This window comes from Streptomyces sp. NPDC020845 (genome assembly GCF_044334165.1).
Lineage (GTDB): Bacteria > Actinomycetota > Actinomycetes > Streptomycetales > Streptomycetaceae > Streptomyces.
The window spans coordinates 1-15,217 of record NZ_JBIRSJ010000009.1 but is presented as its reverse complement, the minus strand read 5'-3'; the positions used below and the strand labels follow the sequence as shown (position 1 = coordinate 15,217).

The 15,217-nt window shown below is 69.9% G+C and carries 13 protein-coding genes and 1 rRNA gene; 9 read left to right on the top strand and 5 right to left on the bottom strand.

Annotated elements, in window-relative coordinates:
- Positions 1–128: 128 nt before the first annotated feature.
- A complete protein-coding gene (locus tag ACH4U7_RS23610; protein ID WP_398529840.1) occupies positions 129–1,154 on the bottom strand; it encodes an NlpC/P60 family protein in 1,026 nt (341 codons plus the stop codon).
- 285 nt (positions 1,155–1,439) lie between these two features.
- Between ACH4U7_RS23610 and ACH4U7_RS23605 the strand changes: the two genes are divergently transcribed.
- The 7 genes from ACH4U7_RS23605 (at position 1,440) to ACH4U7_RS23575 (ending at position 9,742) form a co-directional block, all read left to right on the top strand.
- Entirely contained in the window at positions 1,440–1,646 is a 207-nt protein-coding gene (locus ACH4U7_RS23605; protein ID WP_319700945.1) for a DUF397 domain-containing protein, read from the top strand.
- Between the two features lie 273 nt (positions 1,647–1,919).
- Positions 1,920–2,228 (top strand): hypothetical protein, encoded by a 309-nt coding sequence (locus ACH4U7_RS23600; RefSeq protein ID WP_089512523.1) that lies wholly within the window; start codon positions 1,920–1,922, stop codon positions 2,226–2,228.
- A gap of 265 nt (positions 2,229–2,493) precedes the next feature.
- The gene (locus tag ACH4U7_RS23595) at positions 2,494–3,387 is read left to right on the top strand and encodes a hypothetical protein (RefSeq protein ID WP_398529839.1); all 894 of its coding nucleotides are present in this window, start codon (positions 2,494–2,496) and stop codon (positions 3,385–3,387) included.
- Positions 3,377–4,726: a hypothetical protein gene (locus ACH4U7_RS23590; protein WP_398529838.1), complete on the top strand. Its 1,350-nt coding sequence runs from the start codon at positions 3,377–3,379 to the stop codon at positions 4,724–4,726. The genes ACH4U7_RS23595 and ACH4U7_RS23590 overlap by 11 nt, the downstream gene beginning before the upstream one ends.
- 2 nt (positions 4,727–4,728) lie before the next feature.
- Positions 4,729–6,279, top strand: a complete 1,551-nt coding sequence (locus tag ACH4U7_RS23585) for an SCO6880 family protein (protein WP_398530223.1) — start codon at positions 4,729–4,731, stop codon at positions 6,277–6,279.
- A gap of 72 nt (positions 6,280–6,351) precedes the next feature.
- Positions 6,352–7,791, top strand: coding sequence for an ATP-binding protein (locus tag ACH4U7_RS23580; RefSeq protein WP_398529837.1), 1,440 nt, complete (start codon positions 6,352–6,354; stop codon positions 7,789–7,791).
- 1 nt (position 7,792) lies between these two features.
- Complete coding sequence (locus ACH4U7_RS23575) at positions 7,793–9,742, top strand: hypothetical protein (protein WP_398529836.1); 1,950 nt, start codon at positions 7,793–7,795, stop codon at positions 9,740–9,742.
- A gap of 55 nt (positions 9,743–9,797) precedes the next feature.
- Here ACH4U7_RS23575 and ACH4U7_RS23570 read toward each other — a convergent pair whose 3' ends face one another.
- From ACH4U7_RS23570 to ACH4U7_RS23560, 3 genes are read right to left on the bottom strand one after another with little or no spacing between them, the layout of a single operon-like run.
- Positions 9,798–10,571 carry an ABC transporter permease gene (locus tag ACH4U7_RS23570; protein ID WP_398529835.1) on the bottom strand — a complete coding sequence of 258 codons (774 nt, stop codon included), beginning with the start codon at positions 10,569–10,571 and terminating at the stop codon, positions 9,798–9,800.
- On the bottom strand, positions 10,568–12,103 hold the full coding sequence (locus ACH4U7_RS23565; protein ID WP_398529834.1) for an ABC transporter permease subunit: 1,536 nt from the start codon (positions 12,101–12,103) through the stop codon (positions 10,568–10,570). Before ACH4U7_RS23565 ends, ACH4U7_RS23570 begins: the two co-directional genes overlap by 4 nt.
- Complete coding sequence (locus tag ACH4U7_RS23560) at positions 12,100–13,035, bottom strand: ATP-binding cassette domain-containing protein (RefSeq protein ID WP_398529833.1); 936 nt, start codon at positions 13,033–13,035, stop codon at positions 12,100–12,102. Before ACH4U7_RS23560 ends, ACH4U7_RS23565 begins: the two co-directional genes overlap by 4 nt.
- Before the next feature lie 237 nt (positions 13,036–13,272).
- Here ACH4U7_RS23560 and ACH4U7_RS23555 point away from each other — a divergent pair, with 237 nt between their 5' ends.
- Complete coding sequence (locus tag ACH4U7_RS23555; protein ID WP_398530222.1) at positions 13,273–13,935, top strand: response regulator transcription factor; 663 nt, start codon at positions 13,273–13,275, stop codon at positions 13,933–13,935.
- 29 nt (positions 13,936–13,964) lie between these two features.
- Positions 13,965–15,047, top strand: coding sequence for a sensor histidine kinase (locus tag ACH4U7_RS23550; protein ID WP_398529832.1), 1,083 nt, complete (start codon positions 13,965–13,967; stop codon positions 15,045–15,047).
- Positions 15,048–15,125: 78 nt separating this feature from the next.
- Here the strand turns inward: ACH4U7_RS23550 and rrf are convergent.
- Positions 15,126–15,217: ribosomal RNA gene (rrf, locus tag ACH4U7_RS23545) — 5S ribosomal RNA — on the bottom strand; the annotation flags it as partial.

Here is a 15,217-nt window from a genome sequence, read left to right as displayed (position 1 = left end):
CCGATGGTGTCCGCTGCCGATCCACTTCCAGGAAACGCCCACATCGAGCGGGGCGTTCCGCTGTCTACCCAACGATCACCAGGACGTTATCGAAGGGTGACCCATCGTCGCAGTTCAGCACGGAGACTTTATGCGGGGTTCGCCGTCGGCAACGCTTTTGCGCCATCTTTGGTCACCCGCGTCGCACCGATGTAGTCCGGCGTGTCGATCTTGTCGAACCGGATCACGGCCCCAGTGTACGGGGCGTTGATCATCTGCCCGCCCCCGACGTAGATCCCGACGTGGTGGATGGATCTCGGATCGTTGAGGTCGTACGCGAAGAAGACCAGGTCGCCCGGGAGCAGCTCATCCCTCTTGGGGTGCGGCCCGGCGTTCCACTGATCGTTGGCGACACGCGGCAGGTCGATGCCGACGGTCTTGTACGCCGCCTTCGTCAGCCCGGAGCAGTCGAACCGCCCGTCGTCCTCCGGGGTCCCGTTACCGCCCCATAGATACGGCTTGCCGAGCTGCTTCTGCGCGAAGTAGATCGCCGCGGCCGACTGCTGCGAGGGCCGCACCTTCTGGACGGGCGCCGCGAAGCTCTTGGCCAGGGTGGTGATGGTCTTCACATAGTTCTGGGTCTCGCGGTAGGGCGGCACGCCGGAGTACTTGATCACCGCGTACGCGCCCGCGTTGTAGGAGGCCAGCATGTTGTGCGTCAGATCGCCCGGGACGTCCTCGACATACTTCGCGAGCGAGCAGTCGTACGCGGCCGCCGACGGGATCGCGTCCTGCGGGTCCCAGATGTCCCGGTCCCCGTCCTTGTCGCCGTCCACACCATGGCTGGCCCAGGTGCCCGGGATGAACTGCGCGATCCCCTTGGCGTTCGCCGGGCTCTCCGCCTTCGGGTTCCAGCCACTCTCCTGATAGAGCTGCGCGGCGAGCAGGGCCGGGTTGATCGCGGGGCACAGATTCCCCCACTTCTGGACCAGCGGCTGATACGCGGCGGGGACGGCACCTCTGGCCAGCCCGACCGTCGTACCGCTGTTACCGCCCGCGAGGTCCGCGGCAACCATGTACGTACCGACGACGAGGAGCGCGACGAAGGAGAAGGAGACCCCGAGACCGACACTGACGCCCAGCCAGACCTTACGCACCCGCCCATCCTCCCCCATCTACCCGTCATACGAACGTGTTTCCGCACGTACGGCGAAAATCCGCCGCCCGCCAGCCGAAACCATACGGGCGCGGCGGGGCCGCCGCACCGCATGCCCCGGCTCCCCCCGCCTCTGCGCCCCGCCCCTGCCCCCGACAGGCGTCTATATGCGGCTCCGCCGCGTGGCCGACCCCGCCCCCAGGCCGCCTCCCGTGCGGACGCGAAGCGCGTAAAGTCCGGCGCGTCCGGGCACCTCACACTCCTTTCTCACACTCCCTTCTCACACCCCTTTAAGGACCATGCGATGACACAGCTCGACTGGCAGCGGGCCGCGACCCCGGAGGACGGGGAGCAGGAGGCCTACCTGGAGGTGGCCGCGGGCCCTGATGGCCGGATCTACATGCGCGAGAGCAACGACCCCGACAACATCGTGGTGACGACCCAGGCGAAGTGGGAGGCGTTCATCAAGGGGGTCAAGGCCGGCGAGTTCGACGACTTCGCGGAGGAGTGAGCGGAGGAGTGAGCCGCGGGGCTCGCCGAGCTCCGGCCCCCGCCACTGATCGTTGCCCAGCGCCCATGTGCGTGATACACACAGTGATCAGAGAACCCTAGGTTGACGCTTTTGTACGCCAGTCAGGCCATCGTGGCCCACAACACGTACGAGATCCGCCAAGAAATGCCGCCAAGTCGACATGCGGAAGCGGAATCGTCAGCGAAGATAGAGCCTGGCATGTGCCAGCCGCACGGCGGCACACAACTACCCACAAGGGGCGGTGAGTTCTAAATGTTCCTAGCAGCCGACAAGGGCGACATCGACACCATCATCGGCGGAATCGCCCCAGACTGGGGCCCGTTCGGCGACCTGGGCAGCGAGGCCCGCGTCATGATCGAGGTGGTCATGGCCGTAGCCCTGCTGCTCTGCTTCGGCATCGCCATCTGGGGCGCGGCCAAGCAGCGGATCGGCGCGACCGCGCTGCGCGACACCTTCAGCGCCGAACAGGGCAAGGGTCTGATCGTCGCCGGACTGACCGGTGTGTTCATCATCGGTTCACTGGGCACAGTCTTCACGATCGTGTACGGCATGGCCGTCTAGCGCACCACCCGCTCACCCAGCCGACCCCCCACGCGCGGCGCACCCCCGTTCCCCAAGCCTCCGCCCCCGAGCCCCCCACCGGTCCACCTCCCCCACTGAGGCTGCTTCCTGATGCCCGCATCGCCCCTTGAGGTCGTGTCAGCTTGATGTCCACTCACACCGCCACGCCCCAGCGTCAGTCCGCGCCGCTACCGTCGTATAGGGGCAGGGCTGTCTCGGTTGACAGGGTTGACACAGTTGACACGTTTGAAGGGGCGTAGGTGCGATGAGTCTGGGCGGCGATGACGGATACGGCGGGGACTACGGCCAGGACCCGAACCGTACGGGCGGCGTGTCCCCCAGAGGCCACCTGACGCGCACCCGCCTCCCCGAAGGCGACGACGACCCCTTCGCCCCACCCCGCCGAGGCACCACCCGCCCCGGCAAGCCCAGCCGCAACCTGGTCACCGTGGTGGGCGTCGTCGTGCTCCTCATCGCGGCCATCGCCTTCGCCAACCGCGGCGGCGACAAGACCTCCTCGGACAGCGACACCAACCACGACTCCTCCGGCACCAGCGCGAAGAGCCAGACGACAGCCCCGACGGGGCAGCGACCGGTGGAGGGGAAGGACGCGGCTACGGGGATCGCGTCGGGGTTCGCGAAGACGGAGCAGGGGGCGCAGAGTGCGGCGGCGAATTACGCGGTGGCGCTGGGGTCGGCTGACATGCTCAACCGGGAACGACGCCATGGGATCGTGACTCAGGCCTTCACCAGCGCGGCGGCAGGGCCGCTCCAGGGCAAACTCGACAAAGCCTACTCCGTCAATTCACTGGCAAAGATCGGTCTCGACGCAAACGGCAAGGCCGCAGACGGCATGACCTACGTCTCTCGGACCGCCCCTATTGGCACCAAGATCACGAAGTACACGGCCGGGACTGCAACCGTCGCCGTTTGGTGCACGGGAGTATTCGGCACAGCAGGGGAAGGCTCGACGAACCCGGTCACCAACGACTGGTTCACCATGACGCTCAAGCTGCGGTGGGCGGGCAATGACTGGAAGGCCGAGAGCTTCTCCCAGCAGAACGGTCCCGCGCCCGTCAACAGCGACCGCACCGCTTCTACAGCCGACGAGATCGCCAAGGCAGTCGAGCAATATGGAGGGTTTACCTATGCCCGCTAGCCCGCACCGCCGTCCTCTCCCTCTCATCGGTGTCCTGGCAACTGTCCAGACGGCTGCCGTAATCCTTGCTACACGGGCCGCCGCCGCCCCCAGCCCAACACCGGGTCCTTCGGGCAGCCCCGAGGACTGCAGTTTCCTCCACGGCACCATGAAGGAAAACTGCGAAAAAAATGGAGGCAGCGGCGGCTCGAGCGGCGGTCCGCCCGACCCCACCTCCCCCCTCGACCCCGCCGCCTCCCTCGCCCGCGGCTGCGCCAACGCCGCCTCCTGGCTCGTCGGCAAACTCTCCGACCTGGTCAAAGAGACCGCGACCGTCGACTTCACCAATGAGGCATTCCTCCGCCAGTACGCCGTCGTCTTCGCCGCCTCGACCGTCCTCACCCTCATCCTCTGGCTGCTCGCCGTCGCCAAGCGCGCCATCCGCGGGGTGCCGCTCGGTGAGGCGTTGTCCGAGGCCATAGGTTTCCTGTGGCTGACGGTCCTGGCCTCCGCCTTCACGCCGCTGATCCTCTATACGGTCGTCACGGCGACCGACGCCGTCACCCAGGCCATCGCCTCGGGCACAGGCGCGGACAATGACACCTTCTTCGGCTCGTTCGCTCAGGCCCTGAAGAAGGACGAGGACATCGGCGGCGGGCCGATCATGCTCATCGTCGTATCGCTGGTGACCATCCTCGCCGCGGGCGTGCTCTGTCTCGAGCTCGTCATCCGGGCCGCCCTTCTCTACGTCGGCGCGCTGCTGGGCACCGCCGTCTACTCGGGCCTGGTCGACAAGAACATGTGGGGGCATGTGCGGCGCTGGGCGGGGATCATGATCGCGGTGATTCTCGTCAAGCCGGTGGTGGTGATAGTGCTCGCCCTGGCCGGGGCGCTGTCGACGTCCGACAAGGGACCTGATGCCTTCTCGGCCGTCGTCTCCGGTCTCTCGATCATCATCCTCGCCATCTTCGCGAGCGCGATGATCTACCGCTTCGTGCCCGGCTTCGGCGACGAGATCGTCAAGGCCCGCAGCGCCAGCGCGGACCCGGCGTCCCGCCAGGCCGCCGCGATCATCAGCTCCCCGGCCGCCCTGGTGAAGCAGGGCATCAACACCCACAGCGCCCGCGGAGGCGACGGCGGCGGGGGCGGCTCGACCGGCCCCGCGCAGGCGAAGCCCGCCAACCCGGTCTCCGGCGGCGTCGCCGCGCACAGCTCCCGCGGCAGTGGCCAAGGCGGCGGGGGCGGCGGGGGCGGCGCCGCACGCCCCAGCAGCGGCGGGGGCGGGGGCGGCGGGGCCGCCTCCCCGGCCCGCGCACAGAACCGCGGATCCAGCAACAACCCCGGAGGTGACCGGCGGTGACGATCGAGGCCCAGTCTCCCATCGCGCCTCGCCGCACATATCTGATCGGGCGCCCCCGCCCCAGCGCGATTGTCGGCAAGAACCGCGAGACCGGCGAGATCGCGTTGATCATCGGGGGTGCGTTCATCGGGATGATGTGCGGACTGCTGGTCCCAGTGCTGACGCTGCGCATCGGCGCCCTGGTGGGCTTCCCGACGCTCACGCTGGCCGCCGTCTACGTCCCGTACAACGGCCGCACCTTCTACAAGTGGTTCGAGGTCAACCGCTCCTACAAGCGCACCGTGCGCAACAACGCCACCTACCGTTCCGCCGCCGCCGAGGCCGGCACCCGCTTCGACGGCCGTGAGGTCGAGGTCGGCCCGCCGCCCGGTATCGGCCGGATCAACTGGCTGGCAGCCCCGTTCGGGCCGGACGAGATCGCGGTGCTCCTGCACGCCGACCGCCGCACCGTCACCGCCGCCATCGAGATCGAGGGCCCGGGCGTCGGGCTGCGGGACAGCGAGGACCAGGAGGCGCTGGTCGACCGGTTCGGCACGCTGCTCAAGCATGTGGCCAACGGCGACGGCTTTGTGACCCGCATCCAGATGCTGGCCCGCACCCTCCCCGCCGACCCCGACGCCCACGCCAAGGACGTGGAGCGGCGCGGCGACGACGAGGCCCCCGGCTGGCTCAAGGACTCCTACGAGCAGCTCCAGTCGATGGTCTCCACCTCCTCCGAGCAGCACCGCGCCTACCTGGTCGCCTGTATGCACTACACCCGCGATCTGGCGGCCGAGGCCCAGGCCATCGCGCGCGCCGCCCGCCACAGCGCCGGCGGCCGCAAGCTCGACAAGGACGCGGGCCTGGCCGTGGTCATGGCGCGCGAGCTGACCGATATCTGCGCCCGGCTCGCCGAGGCCGATATCCGGGTGCGCCAGCCGCTCGGCCAGGGGCGGCTGGCCTCGCTGATCCACTCCATGTACGACCCGGACCACCCCATCGACCACATCCAGGCCATGACCCAGCGGAACGCCTGGCCGGCCGAGCTGGACGCGATGGAGCCCACGTACCTGCAAGCCAAGACCCGCGAGTCGAGCACCCGCGAGCCCTGGTGCCACTCCACGGCCTGGGTGAAGGAGTGGCCGATGACCCCGGTCGGGGTCAACTTCCTCGCCCCGCTCCTGGTCCACACCCCCGATGTCATCCGTACGGTCGCCGTCTGCATGGACCTGGAGCCGACCGAGATCGCGATCGAGCGGATGCTGACGGAGAAGACCAACGACGAGGCGGAGGCCAGCCGCGCCGCCAAGATGAACCGCACCGTCGACCCGCGCGATATCGCCGCGCATGGACGGCTCGACCAGCGCGGCGAGGATCTGGCGAGCGGCGCCGCGGGCGTCAACCTCGTCGGCTACATCACCGTCTCCTCCCGCTCCCCCGAGGCGCTCGCCCGCGACAAGCGGACCATCAGAGCCTCGGCGGGCAAGAGCTATCTGAAGCTCGAGTGGTGCGACCGCGAGCACCACCGTGCCTTTGTGAACACACTGCCGTTCGCGACCGGCATCCGGCGATAGAGCGATAGCGCGAGTGGCGTAGCTCGAGTGCGATAGCGCGATAGAGACGACTGGGACGATAGGGGCTCTGCCGTGGCCGATCCGATTGGCGCCATCACCGAGACGTTCACCAGCTTCCTGTTCGGGAAGGTGGAGACGACCCGGATGCCGGTCCGCACGTCCACGGGGCAGGCACAGGCCGTCTATCTGCCCACCGCCGCACCGGGCCTGGGCGACTCGGGCGTGATCATCGGGCGCGAGGTGTACTCCGGCAAGGGGTACATCTACGACCCGTTCCAGCTGTACGGACAGCAGTTGCCCGCCCCGCACTGGCTGGTGCTCGGCGAGTCCGGAAACGGCAAGTCGGCCCTGGAGAAGACCTATGTCCTGCGGCAGCTGCGGTTCCGCGACCGCCAGGTCGTGGTGCTCGACGCCCAGGGCGAGGACGGCGTCGGCGAGTGGAACCTGATCGCCGAGGAGCTGGGCATCACCCCCATCCGGCTCGACCCGATGGCCGCCCTGGACGGCGGTATCCGCCTCAACCCCCTGGACCCCTCGATCACCACGACGGGGCAGCTCGCCCTGCTCCGTACGATCATCGAGGTCGCGATGGGCCACGGCCTCGACGAGCGCTCCGGATTCGCCCTCAAGGTCGCCCACGCGTACGTCAACCAGACCATCGTCGAGCGCCAGCCGGTGCTGACCGACATCGTCGAGCAGCTGCGCCACCCCGAGGCGGACTCGGCGGAGGCCATGAACGTCGACATAGACGACGTACGGGCCTGGGGCCTGGACGTCGCCCTGGTGCTCGACCGGCTCGTGGACGGCGACCTGCGCGGCATGTTCGATGGCCCGACGACGGCGGGCATCGACCTGAGCGCGCCCCTCATCGTCTTCGACCTGTCCCATATCGACCGCAACTCGATCGCCATGCCCATCCTCATGGCGATCGTCGGCGTATGGCTGGAGCACACCTGGATCCGGCCGGACCGCAAGAAGCGCATCTTCCTCGTCGAAGAGGCCTGGCACATCATCAACTCCCCCTTCGTCGCGCAGCTCTTCCAGCGGCTGCTCAAGTTCGGGCGCCGCCTCGGCCTGTCCTTCGTCGCCGTCGTCCACCACCTGTCCGACGTGGTCGACGGCGCGGCGGCGCGCGAGGCCGCGGCGATACTCAAAATGGCGTCGACCCGGACCATCTACGCCCAGAAGGCCGACGAGGCCCGGGCCACGGGACGGGTGCTGGGCCTGCCGCGCTGGGCGGTCGAGATCATCCCGACCCTGTCGCCGGGCATCGCGGTCTGGGACGTCAACGGCAATGTCCAGGTCGTCAAGCACCTGATCACCGAGGCCGAGCGGCCGCTCGTCTACACCGACCGCGCCATGACGGAGGACGCGCTGGCCGTCCAGCTGGCGGCCGAAGCCGAAGCGGAGGCCGAGGAGCGTGCCGCCATGGCGGTGGAGCAGCAACTCGCCCACGAGGCCGCCGAGGCGGACCCGTACGGCGGGCCCTCGTACGGGTCGACGGTGGCCTGATATGGCGGCGGGGCGGGCCCAGGGAGGTCAGGGAGGTCAGGGCGGCCACGGCGGGGCAGGAGAGCCGGGCAGACCCCCGGCCGCCTCACAGGGCGGCATCCCGGACGGGCTGCTGATCGGCTCCATGCTCTTCCTGCTGGGGCTGACGGGACTGGTGTGGACCGCGACCGGGCTGGCCGGGCTCTTCGCCCACGGCGCCTGGCCGGACGGCGTGCGCTTCCTCCGTACGCCCCTGGCCATGCGCGCGCTCGCCCAGGAACCCCACAACCTCGCCGCGGCATGGCCCGACACGCCGAAGGAGCAGCTGTCGGGATACGGGCTGTTCTGGGGCCTGTTCATCAGCGAGCTGATGGTGCTGATCGTGCTGACGGTGTTCGTCATCGGCACGTTCACCCGCTACCGCGCCGTACGCGCCCAGCGCCGCGCGGACCGGCAGGAGGCCGCCGCGGCAAAGCGGCGGCCCGCCCACGACGACGCCCCCACCGGGCGACACGCCGTGGAAACAGCGGAGGGAAGACCGGGGCCGGACGCCGCGGCCCTCGGAGCGGCGGCGGGCTCGCCGCAACACGGCCTGCCGGGCGCGCTGCCCACGGGCGCCGCGGCGTACGCGTACGGCGCCCCCAGCCCCGAAACGGGTGCCCCAGCCTCCCCGCCGACCTGGAACGCCACGCACGGCCGAGTCCCGGGCCATGCCGCTGATACGGGCCAGGCCGCCGATACGGTCCAGGCCGCACAGCGAGGCGTCGACAGCGCCGCAGCGGGCACCGGCGAGCGGACATCCGGGGCTCCCGTCCCCACCGAACCGCAGACCGACCGACAGACCGACCGACAGACCAACTGGCAGACCGACCAGGCAACGGCCGTCACCGGACCGCCGGGTGCCCGCACCGCGGCACCCCACCACATCGCCGAGCAGCGGGCAGACGCATGGGCCTGCGCTGGCGCGGAGCCGCCCGCCGAGCCCACAGCCGCACCGGCTCAGCCGGTGCCGACCCCGCGCGGCGGCCCGGTGTTCCCCGGGGCCGAGGTGACGCACTCCCGCGTCCTCTACGGCGCGCAGCGCGGTGATGCCGCGTCCCAGGCCGTCCTGGATGCCGATGGCCCGGTCCTGGTCGTCACCAGCGACGCCGCGCTGTGGACGACGACCAAGGACGCGCGCGCGAAGTTCGGCCCCACCCATGTCTTCGACCCGTCCCATCTCCTCGACACCCCGGCCCGGCTGCGCTGGAACCCCGCGGCGGGCTGTGAGTCCCGCGATGCCGCGGCCGCCCGGGCCACCGCGCTCCTCGCCCCCGTACGCCCCCTGCACGCCGTGGACCGGCCCATGGCGGAGGCCGCGGAGACCATGCTCCGCTGCTGGCTGCACGCGGCCGCGGTGGACGGCCGCCCGTTCCGCCAGGTGCACCGCTGGGCGCAGGGCAACTCGGCGCATGAGCCGGTACGGATCCTGCGGACCCATGCGAAGGCGGCCGGGGGCGCGGCAGGCGAGCTGGAGGCCACGCTCACCGCGCACCCCGAACGCCGGGACATGGCCCAGGAACTGACGGCCCGTGCGCTTGCCGCGCTGTCCTCGATCCACATCAGGGACGCCTGCAACCCTGGCCGTTCCGACACCCTCGCGTTGGAGTCATTCATCGGCGAAGGGGGAACGCTGTATGTGATGGGCGAATCCATTGAGGATCCGCGGACCCATCCGGGTGCGATGCCCCTGTTGACCGCACTCGCCTCATACGTGGTCGAGCACGGCCGGCGCATGGCCGAACGGTCATCCTCCGGTCGGCTCGACCCACCACTCACCCTCGTCCTGGACGATGTCGCGGCCGTGGCCCCGCTGCCCCAGCTGCCGGACCTGCTGACCCAGGGCGCGGCACAGGGCCTGCCCACCCTGGCGCTGATGCGCTCCCAGGAGCAGGCCCGCGCACGCTGGCCGCACCGTACCCTGACCGGCTGAGGGCTGAGGGCTGAGGGCTGAGGACGTACGCGGCCATGTCGTCGTCGACGACGTGCTACGTGTCGCGCATGCGCAGCAGCAGGCCGCCGGCCAAGAGCGCCGCGGCGGCCCACCCTGCGGTGACGCCCAGACCGGCCCAAGGGCCGATGGGCAGGCTGCGGACGTCGGTGGTGGCCTGGATGGCGAGCCCGGCACTCATCGGCCCGATCCGCTGGAGCAGGCGCTGCCAGTGCGGATTGCCGATCATCTGAGAGAGGACGGGCACCAGGTAGAGCAGGCCGAGGACGATCCCGATACTGGTCGCGGAGTCCCGCACGACGGTGGCGACGCCGAGGCTGAGCAGGGCGATGAGGGTCAGGTAGAGGATCGACCCGAGGGCCGCTCGCAGTGTGGGCCCGTCGGTCAGGGACAGGGGCGGGTGGCCGCGGGTGGTCGTGAAGGCATGGCCGGGCAGGACGAGCCGACCAGCCACCAGCGCCCCGAGAACCGCGATGGTCCCGGCCGCGGCCACGATCCCGGTGAGGGCGACGGCTTTGGCCGCGAGGACGGTGGCCCGATGCGGCATCGCCGCCAGGGTGGTGCGGATCATGCCCGTGCCGTACTCGCCTGCGATGACCAGTACGGCCAGGATGACGACCGGCGCCTGGCCCAGCTGGACGCCGATGAGGCTGAGCTTTGTCATATCACCGCAGTCGGCGGACGCGCAGGTCACCACCGAGGTCGCGGCGGCGCTCAGGGCCACGGTCGCCGCGATCATTCCGAGCAGCAACCAGAGAGGGCTGGTGACGGTCCGTATCTTCGTCCATTCCGCGCGCAGGGCCGGTCTCATGCGTCCCTCCTGCGGAGAAGGAGGGCGGCCGCGGCCAGGCTTGCCGCCGCGTAGCCGGCCAGGACGGCGAACCCGGCCCACGGCGCCAGCGGGTAATAGCCGTTGTAGGGCGTGTAATTGCTGGCGACCTGGTCATACTGCACAAGCGTCTGCTGGACGGCGAAGGCCGCGCCCGGGGTCACCCGGGCCAGCCAGTCCGACACGCTCGCGGGTATGAACGGGATGGCGATCAGGATGTAGGGCAGCACGATGGCCACGATGACGGTGGTGACCGCGCCGGCACTGTGCCGGAATATCGTGCCGACGGAGAGGGCCAGGATCGAGGCGGTCGCGAGCAGCGCCGCGGTCCCGAGCTCCACCCGTAGTTCGGTTGAAGACGCCAGCGGGAAGATGTACACGCCGTTGGCCCGGGCGAGCCGCTCGCCGAGCGGAACCGCGACGACCGCTCCCGCCAACCCGGCGACGAAGGTGACGCCCCCCAGCACCATCGCCTTGGCCACCAGCACCCGGCTGCGTCTCGGGCCGGCGGCCAGGGTGACGTGGATCAGGTTCTTCCGGTATTCCGTGGTGATGAACAGCGCCCCCACGACGATCACCACGATCAGCGCGGCGAACGTGCCGGTGAGGATTTCTCCGAGGGTGCCGCCGGTTGGCAGAGTGTCGCGAACGGCGGGCGCTATGTCGCCGGCGCCGGTCACCGTGAAGCTGCCATCAGATCCCGCTCCCGTGAACGAACCCGAGGTGTTCCGCGGGTAGCCGGAGAAGCTGGGGGATTCGGGCCCCACCTGGTCGCCTGTCCAGTTGCCACCGGCCCAGCGCCCCTGGATACGAAGATCCCCGAAGGCGGCCGTGGACACACTGCCGCGCGTGCCCATGCCGTCCACGGAAGGCGGAGATGCGACGAACAGCCCGCCTTGCGCGGTCGGTCCGAGCCCGCTGACGTGCACGATGCCCACCCTGGTCCAGTGCGTGCCGTCGGCGGAGGCATAGCCGGTGACCGCATCGCCCGAGCGGTCCAGCCGCAGCCAGCGGACAGACCCGGCGGGGACAGGGCCGGGGAGGCCGACCGTGTCGTTGACGTAGCTGTCCTGCATCCGTACGCCGTGGCTTCCGGTAACCATGATCGCCGCGTAGGGCGATCCCTGGCGGGTGCTCTCCTTGATGATGAGCCCGGCCTTCGCCCACGGCACGATGCCGGGCCGCAGGTCACCGGGGCGCTTGGGAATGCTGCTCCTGAGCGCGGAAACGGAGACAGTGATGCTGCCGTTTCCCGTCAGCGGCTGGTGCACGAAGTAGAAGCTGTCGGTGACCGGCTCACCGCCCGGTCCGATCGGAACGGGCGGTGAGCCCTTCTGATCGCTGCTGACCCCGGCGAGCAACGCGAACAGCACCACCATCAGTGCTGCCACCGCCACGCCGGTCACCCAGCCCAGGACCGTCCGGAACTTGGTCCACTCCGCGTGCAGCAACTGGACGAAGCCGTCCCGCCCGACCCGCAGGCCGGACCGGTACGGCGTAACGGTGGGGGTCACCGCGAGACCTCCGTGGGCGTCGCGGCGCGGAACTCGACCGCGTCACGGGTGAGTTCCAGGTAGACGTCCTCAAGGGTGGCGCGGTGTGCCGATACCTCGGAGAACGGCACCGCGCTCTCGCCGAGCAGAGTCACGATCCGGTCCGCCGGCAGGCCGGAGACCGTGATGGTGTCGCGGCCGGTGGCCGCCACGGTCGCGCCGGCATGCCTGAGCACCGTCATCGCGTGTGTCCCGGCCGTGGTCCGCAGGCCCACCCGGTTCCCGGACGCGGCCGCGATCAGCTCGGCCACGCCTGCGTCGGCGATGGCCTTGCCGCGCCCGACCACGACGAGATGATCGGCCGTGTCCTGCACCTCGCCCATCAGGTGGCTGGAGACCAGCACGGCGCGGCCCTGAGCGGCCAGCGACCGCAGGAAGCCGCGCATCCAGATGATGCCGTCGGGGTCCATGCCGTTGAACGGCTCATCGAGCATGACGATCGGCGGGTCGCCCAGCAGGGCCGCGGCGATCCCGAGCCGCTGCCGCATGCCGAGCGAGTAGCCGCCGGCCTTGCGCCGGGCCGCCGAGACCAGGCCGACCTGCTCGATCACCTGGTCCACCCGCCGCGCGGCCAGGCCCTGCGAATGCGCCAGCCACAGCAGGTGGTTACGCCCGCTGCGGCTGGGGTGCAGTGCCGCCGCGTCCAGCAGAGAACCGACATGGTTCAGCGGGTGCCGAAGGCTGTGGTAGGGCTTCCCCTCGATGAGCGCGGTGCCCGCCTCAACCGCGTCCAGGCCGAGGATCACCCGCATGGTGGTGGACTTCCCGGCCCCGTTCGGCCCCAAGAAGCCGGTCACCAGCCCCGGTCGGACGGTAAAGGACATGCCGTCGAGGGCCAGGGTCGCCCCGTACCGCTTGCGCAGTCCGGCGACGACGATCCCTGGGGCGCTCATTGCGGCGAGCTCATGGTTCGAAATGGACTCATGCCGACGGTTGTACGCGGCACCCGGTTCCGGCCCGGTCGCAGCGGCTGCGACCTGGCTGCAACCGGGGATCTGGCATCGTCGACGCATGGCATCTCGACCCGGCGGCCGGTTCGGCCGCCCTGCCCGCCCTGCCCGCCCTGCCCGCCCTGCCCGCCCTGCCCGCCCTGTTCGCGCTGTTCGCGCGATGACCTGCGGTGAGTGGCGGTGAGGGTCCTCGTCGCCGAGGACTTCGAAATCCTCGCCCGCTCCATCGGAACCGGACTGCGTCGCGAGGGCATGGCCGTCGACGTCGTCCTGGACGGAACCGCCGCCCTCGACCACCTGGCCGTCACCCGCTACGAGGTGGTGATCCTCGACCGCGACCTGCCCGGCGTCCACGGGGACGAGATCTGCCGACAACTCGCCCACGGCCGCTGCGAGACCCGCGTACTGATGCTCACTGCCTCCGACACGATCGAGGACCGTGTCGACGGGCTCAGCCTCGGCGCCGACGACTACCTGCCCAAGCCGTTCGCGTTCGCCGAACTGGTCGCCCGCGTCCGTGCACTGGCCCGCCGCGCCACCCCGCCGCTACCACCCACCCTGACCTGCGGGGACATCGCTCTCGATCCGGCCCGCCGTACCGCGTTCCGGGCCGGCCGGCGCCTTGAGCTGAGCCCCAAGGAGTTCGCCCTCCTCGAATGCCTGCTCGCCACGCCCGGCCTGGTCATCTCCGCCGAGGAGTTGCTGGAACGCGTCTGGGACGAGGCCGCCGACCCGTTCAGCAGCGCCGTCAAGCACACCATGCACCGGTTGCGGGCCAAGCTCGGTGAACCGCCCGTGATCGAGACCATCCGCGAAGGCGGCTACCGAATCGGATCGTCATGACCTCCCCCCAGCAGCTCGCCAGGAGACCCTTGCAGACGCGGCTCGCGCTCGCCTACGCGGCAGGCGTGTACGCCGCTGGGGTCTTCGTGCTCGTATGCGTCGCCGTCCCGCTCGCCGGCGTCCAGTCGACCAAGCCCAAAGACCACCCGTCATCGGGTGCGATCACCGGAACCGGGAACGGGATCAGCCTGCCCCAACTCCTCACGGGATCCGCCGTCGCCCTGGTCATTCTGATTCCCGTCGCCCTGGCTCTCGGCTGGTTCGTCGCCGGCCGGTTCCTGCACCCGCTGCGCGCCATCACCGCCACCGCCAAAATCATCTCCGCCGGCGACCTCCACCGGCGCCTCGACCTCGGCGAGCCCGCGGATGAGCTGACCGAGCTCGGCCACACCCTCGACGACCTGTTCGCCCGCCTTCAAGCCTCCTTCGACGCCCAACGCCACTTCGTCGCCAACGCCTCCCACGAGCTGCGCACCCCCCTCGCCGGCCTGCGCACCCTCCTCGAAGTCGCCCTCGCCGACCCCGACGCCGACGCCGACACGCTGCGCTCTGCCTGCCAAGAAGCCCTCGCCCTCGGCGGACACCAAGAACGGCTCGTCAAGGCACTGCTCGTCCTCGCCACCAGCGAGCGCGGAATCTCCCGCCGGGACACCCTCGACCTCGCCCATATCGTCGAAGGAGTGCTCGCCTCCCGCCGCGGCCAGGCAACGGAGAGAGGCATTGACCTCGCCGAACACCTGACGCCCGCAGTGACGGCAGGGGACCCGAGGCTGATCGAAAGCCTCGTCGCCAACCTCATCGACAACGCCATCCGCCACAACCACCCGGACGGGCACGTAAAGATCACCACTCAGACCTCCGGCACGCAGGTGACCCTTACGATCACCAACAGCGGACCGGCCATCCCCAACGACCAGGTCCAGCGCCTCTTTCAGCCCTTCCAGAAGCTAGCGCCCGACCGTAACGGCCGCCGCGACGGCTACGGTCTCGGCCTCGCCATCGTCAACGCCGTCACCCAAGCTCACCACGCCACCCTCACCACCAGTGCACGCCCAGAAGGCGGCCTGTCCATCGCCATACGGTTCGCACGCGCATCGTTGGTTTCAGCCTGACGGGTTGAAGACTGAGCCCAACGCAAAAATGCCTCGGTCCTGGGTATCTTTCGATACCCAGGACCGAGGCTAAACATTGTTCGGCGGCGTCCTACTCTCCCACAGGGTCCCCCCTGCAGTACCATCGGCGCTGAAAGGCTTAGCTTCCGGGTTCGGAATGTAACCGGGCG

Coding starts and splice junctions, on each gene's coding strand:
- ACH4U7_RS23610 (WP_398529840.1), bottom strand. CDS start 1,154: ATGGGGGAGGATGGGCGGGTGCGTAAGGTCTGGCTGGGCGTCAGTGTC.
- ACH4U7_RS23605 (WP_319700945.1), top strand. CDS start 1,440: ATGACACAGCTCGACTGGCAGCGGGCCGCGACCCCGGAGGACGGGGAG.
- ACH4U7_RS23600 (WP_089512523.1), top strand. CDS start 1,920: ATGTTCCTAGCAGCCGACAAGGGCGACATCGACACCATCATCGGCGGA.
- ACH4U7_RS23595 (WP_398529839.1), top strand. CDS start 2,494: ATGAGTCTGGGCGGCGATGACGGATACGGCGGGGACTACGGCCAGGAC.
- ACH4U7_RS23590 (WP_398529838.1), top strand. CDS start 3,377: ATGCCCGCTAGCCCGCACCGCCGTCCTCTCCCTCTCATCGGTGTCCTG.
- ACH4U7_RS23575 (WP_398529836.1), top strand. CDS start 7,793: ATGGCGGCGGGGCGGGCCCAGGGAGGTCAGGGAGGTCAGGGCGGCCAC.
- ACH4U7_RS23570 (WP_398529835.1), bottom strand. CDS start 10,571: ATGAGACCGGCCCTGCGCGCGGAATGGACGAAGATACGGACCGTCACC.
- ACH4U7_RS23560 (WP_398529833.1), bottom strand. CDS start 13,035: ATGAGCGCCCCAGGGATCGTCGTCGCCGGACTGCGCAAGCGGTACGGG.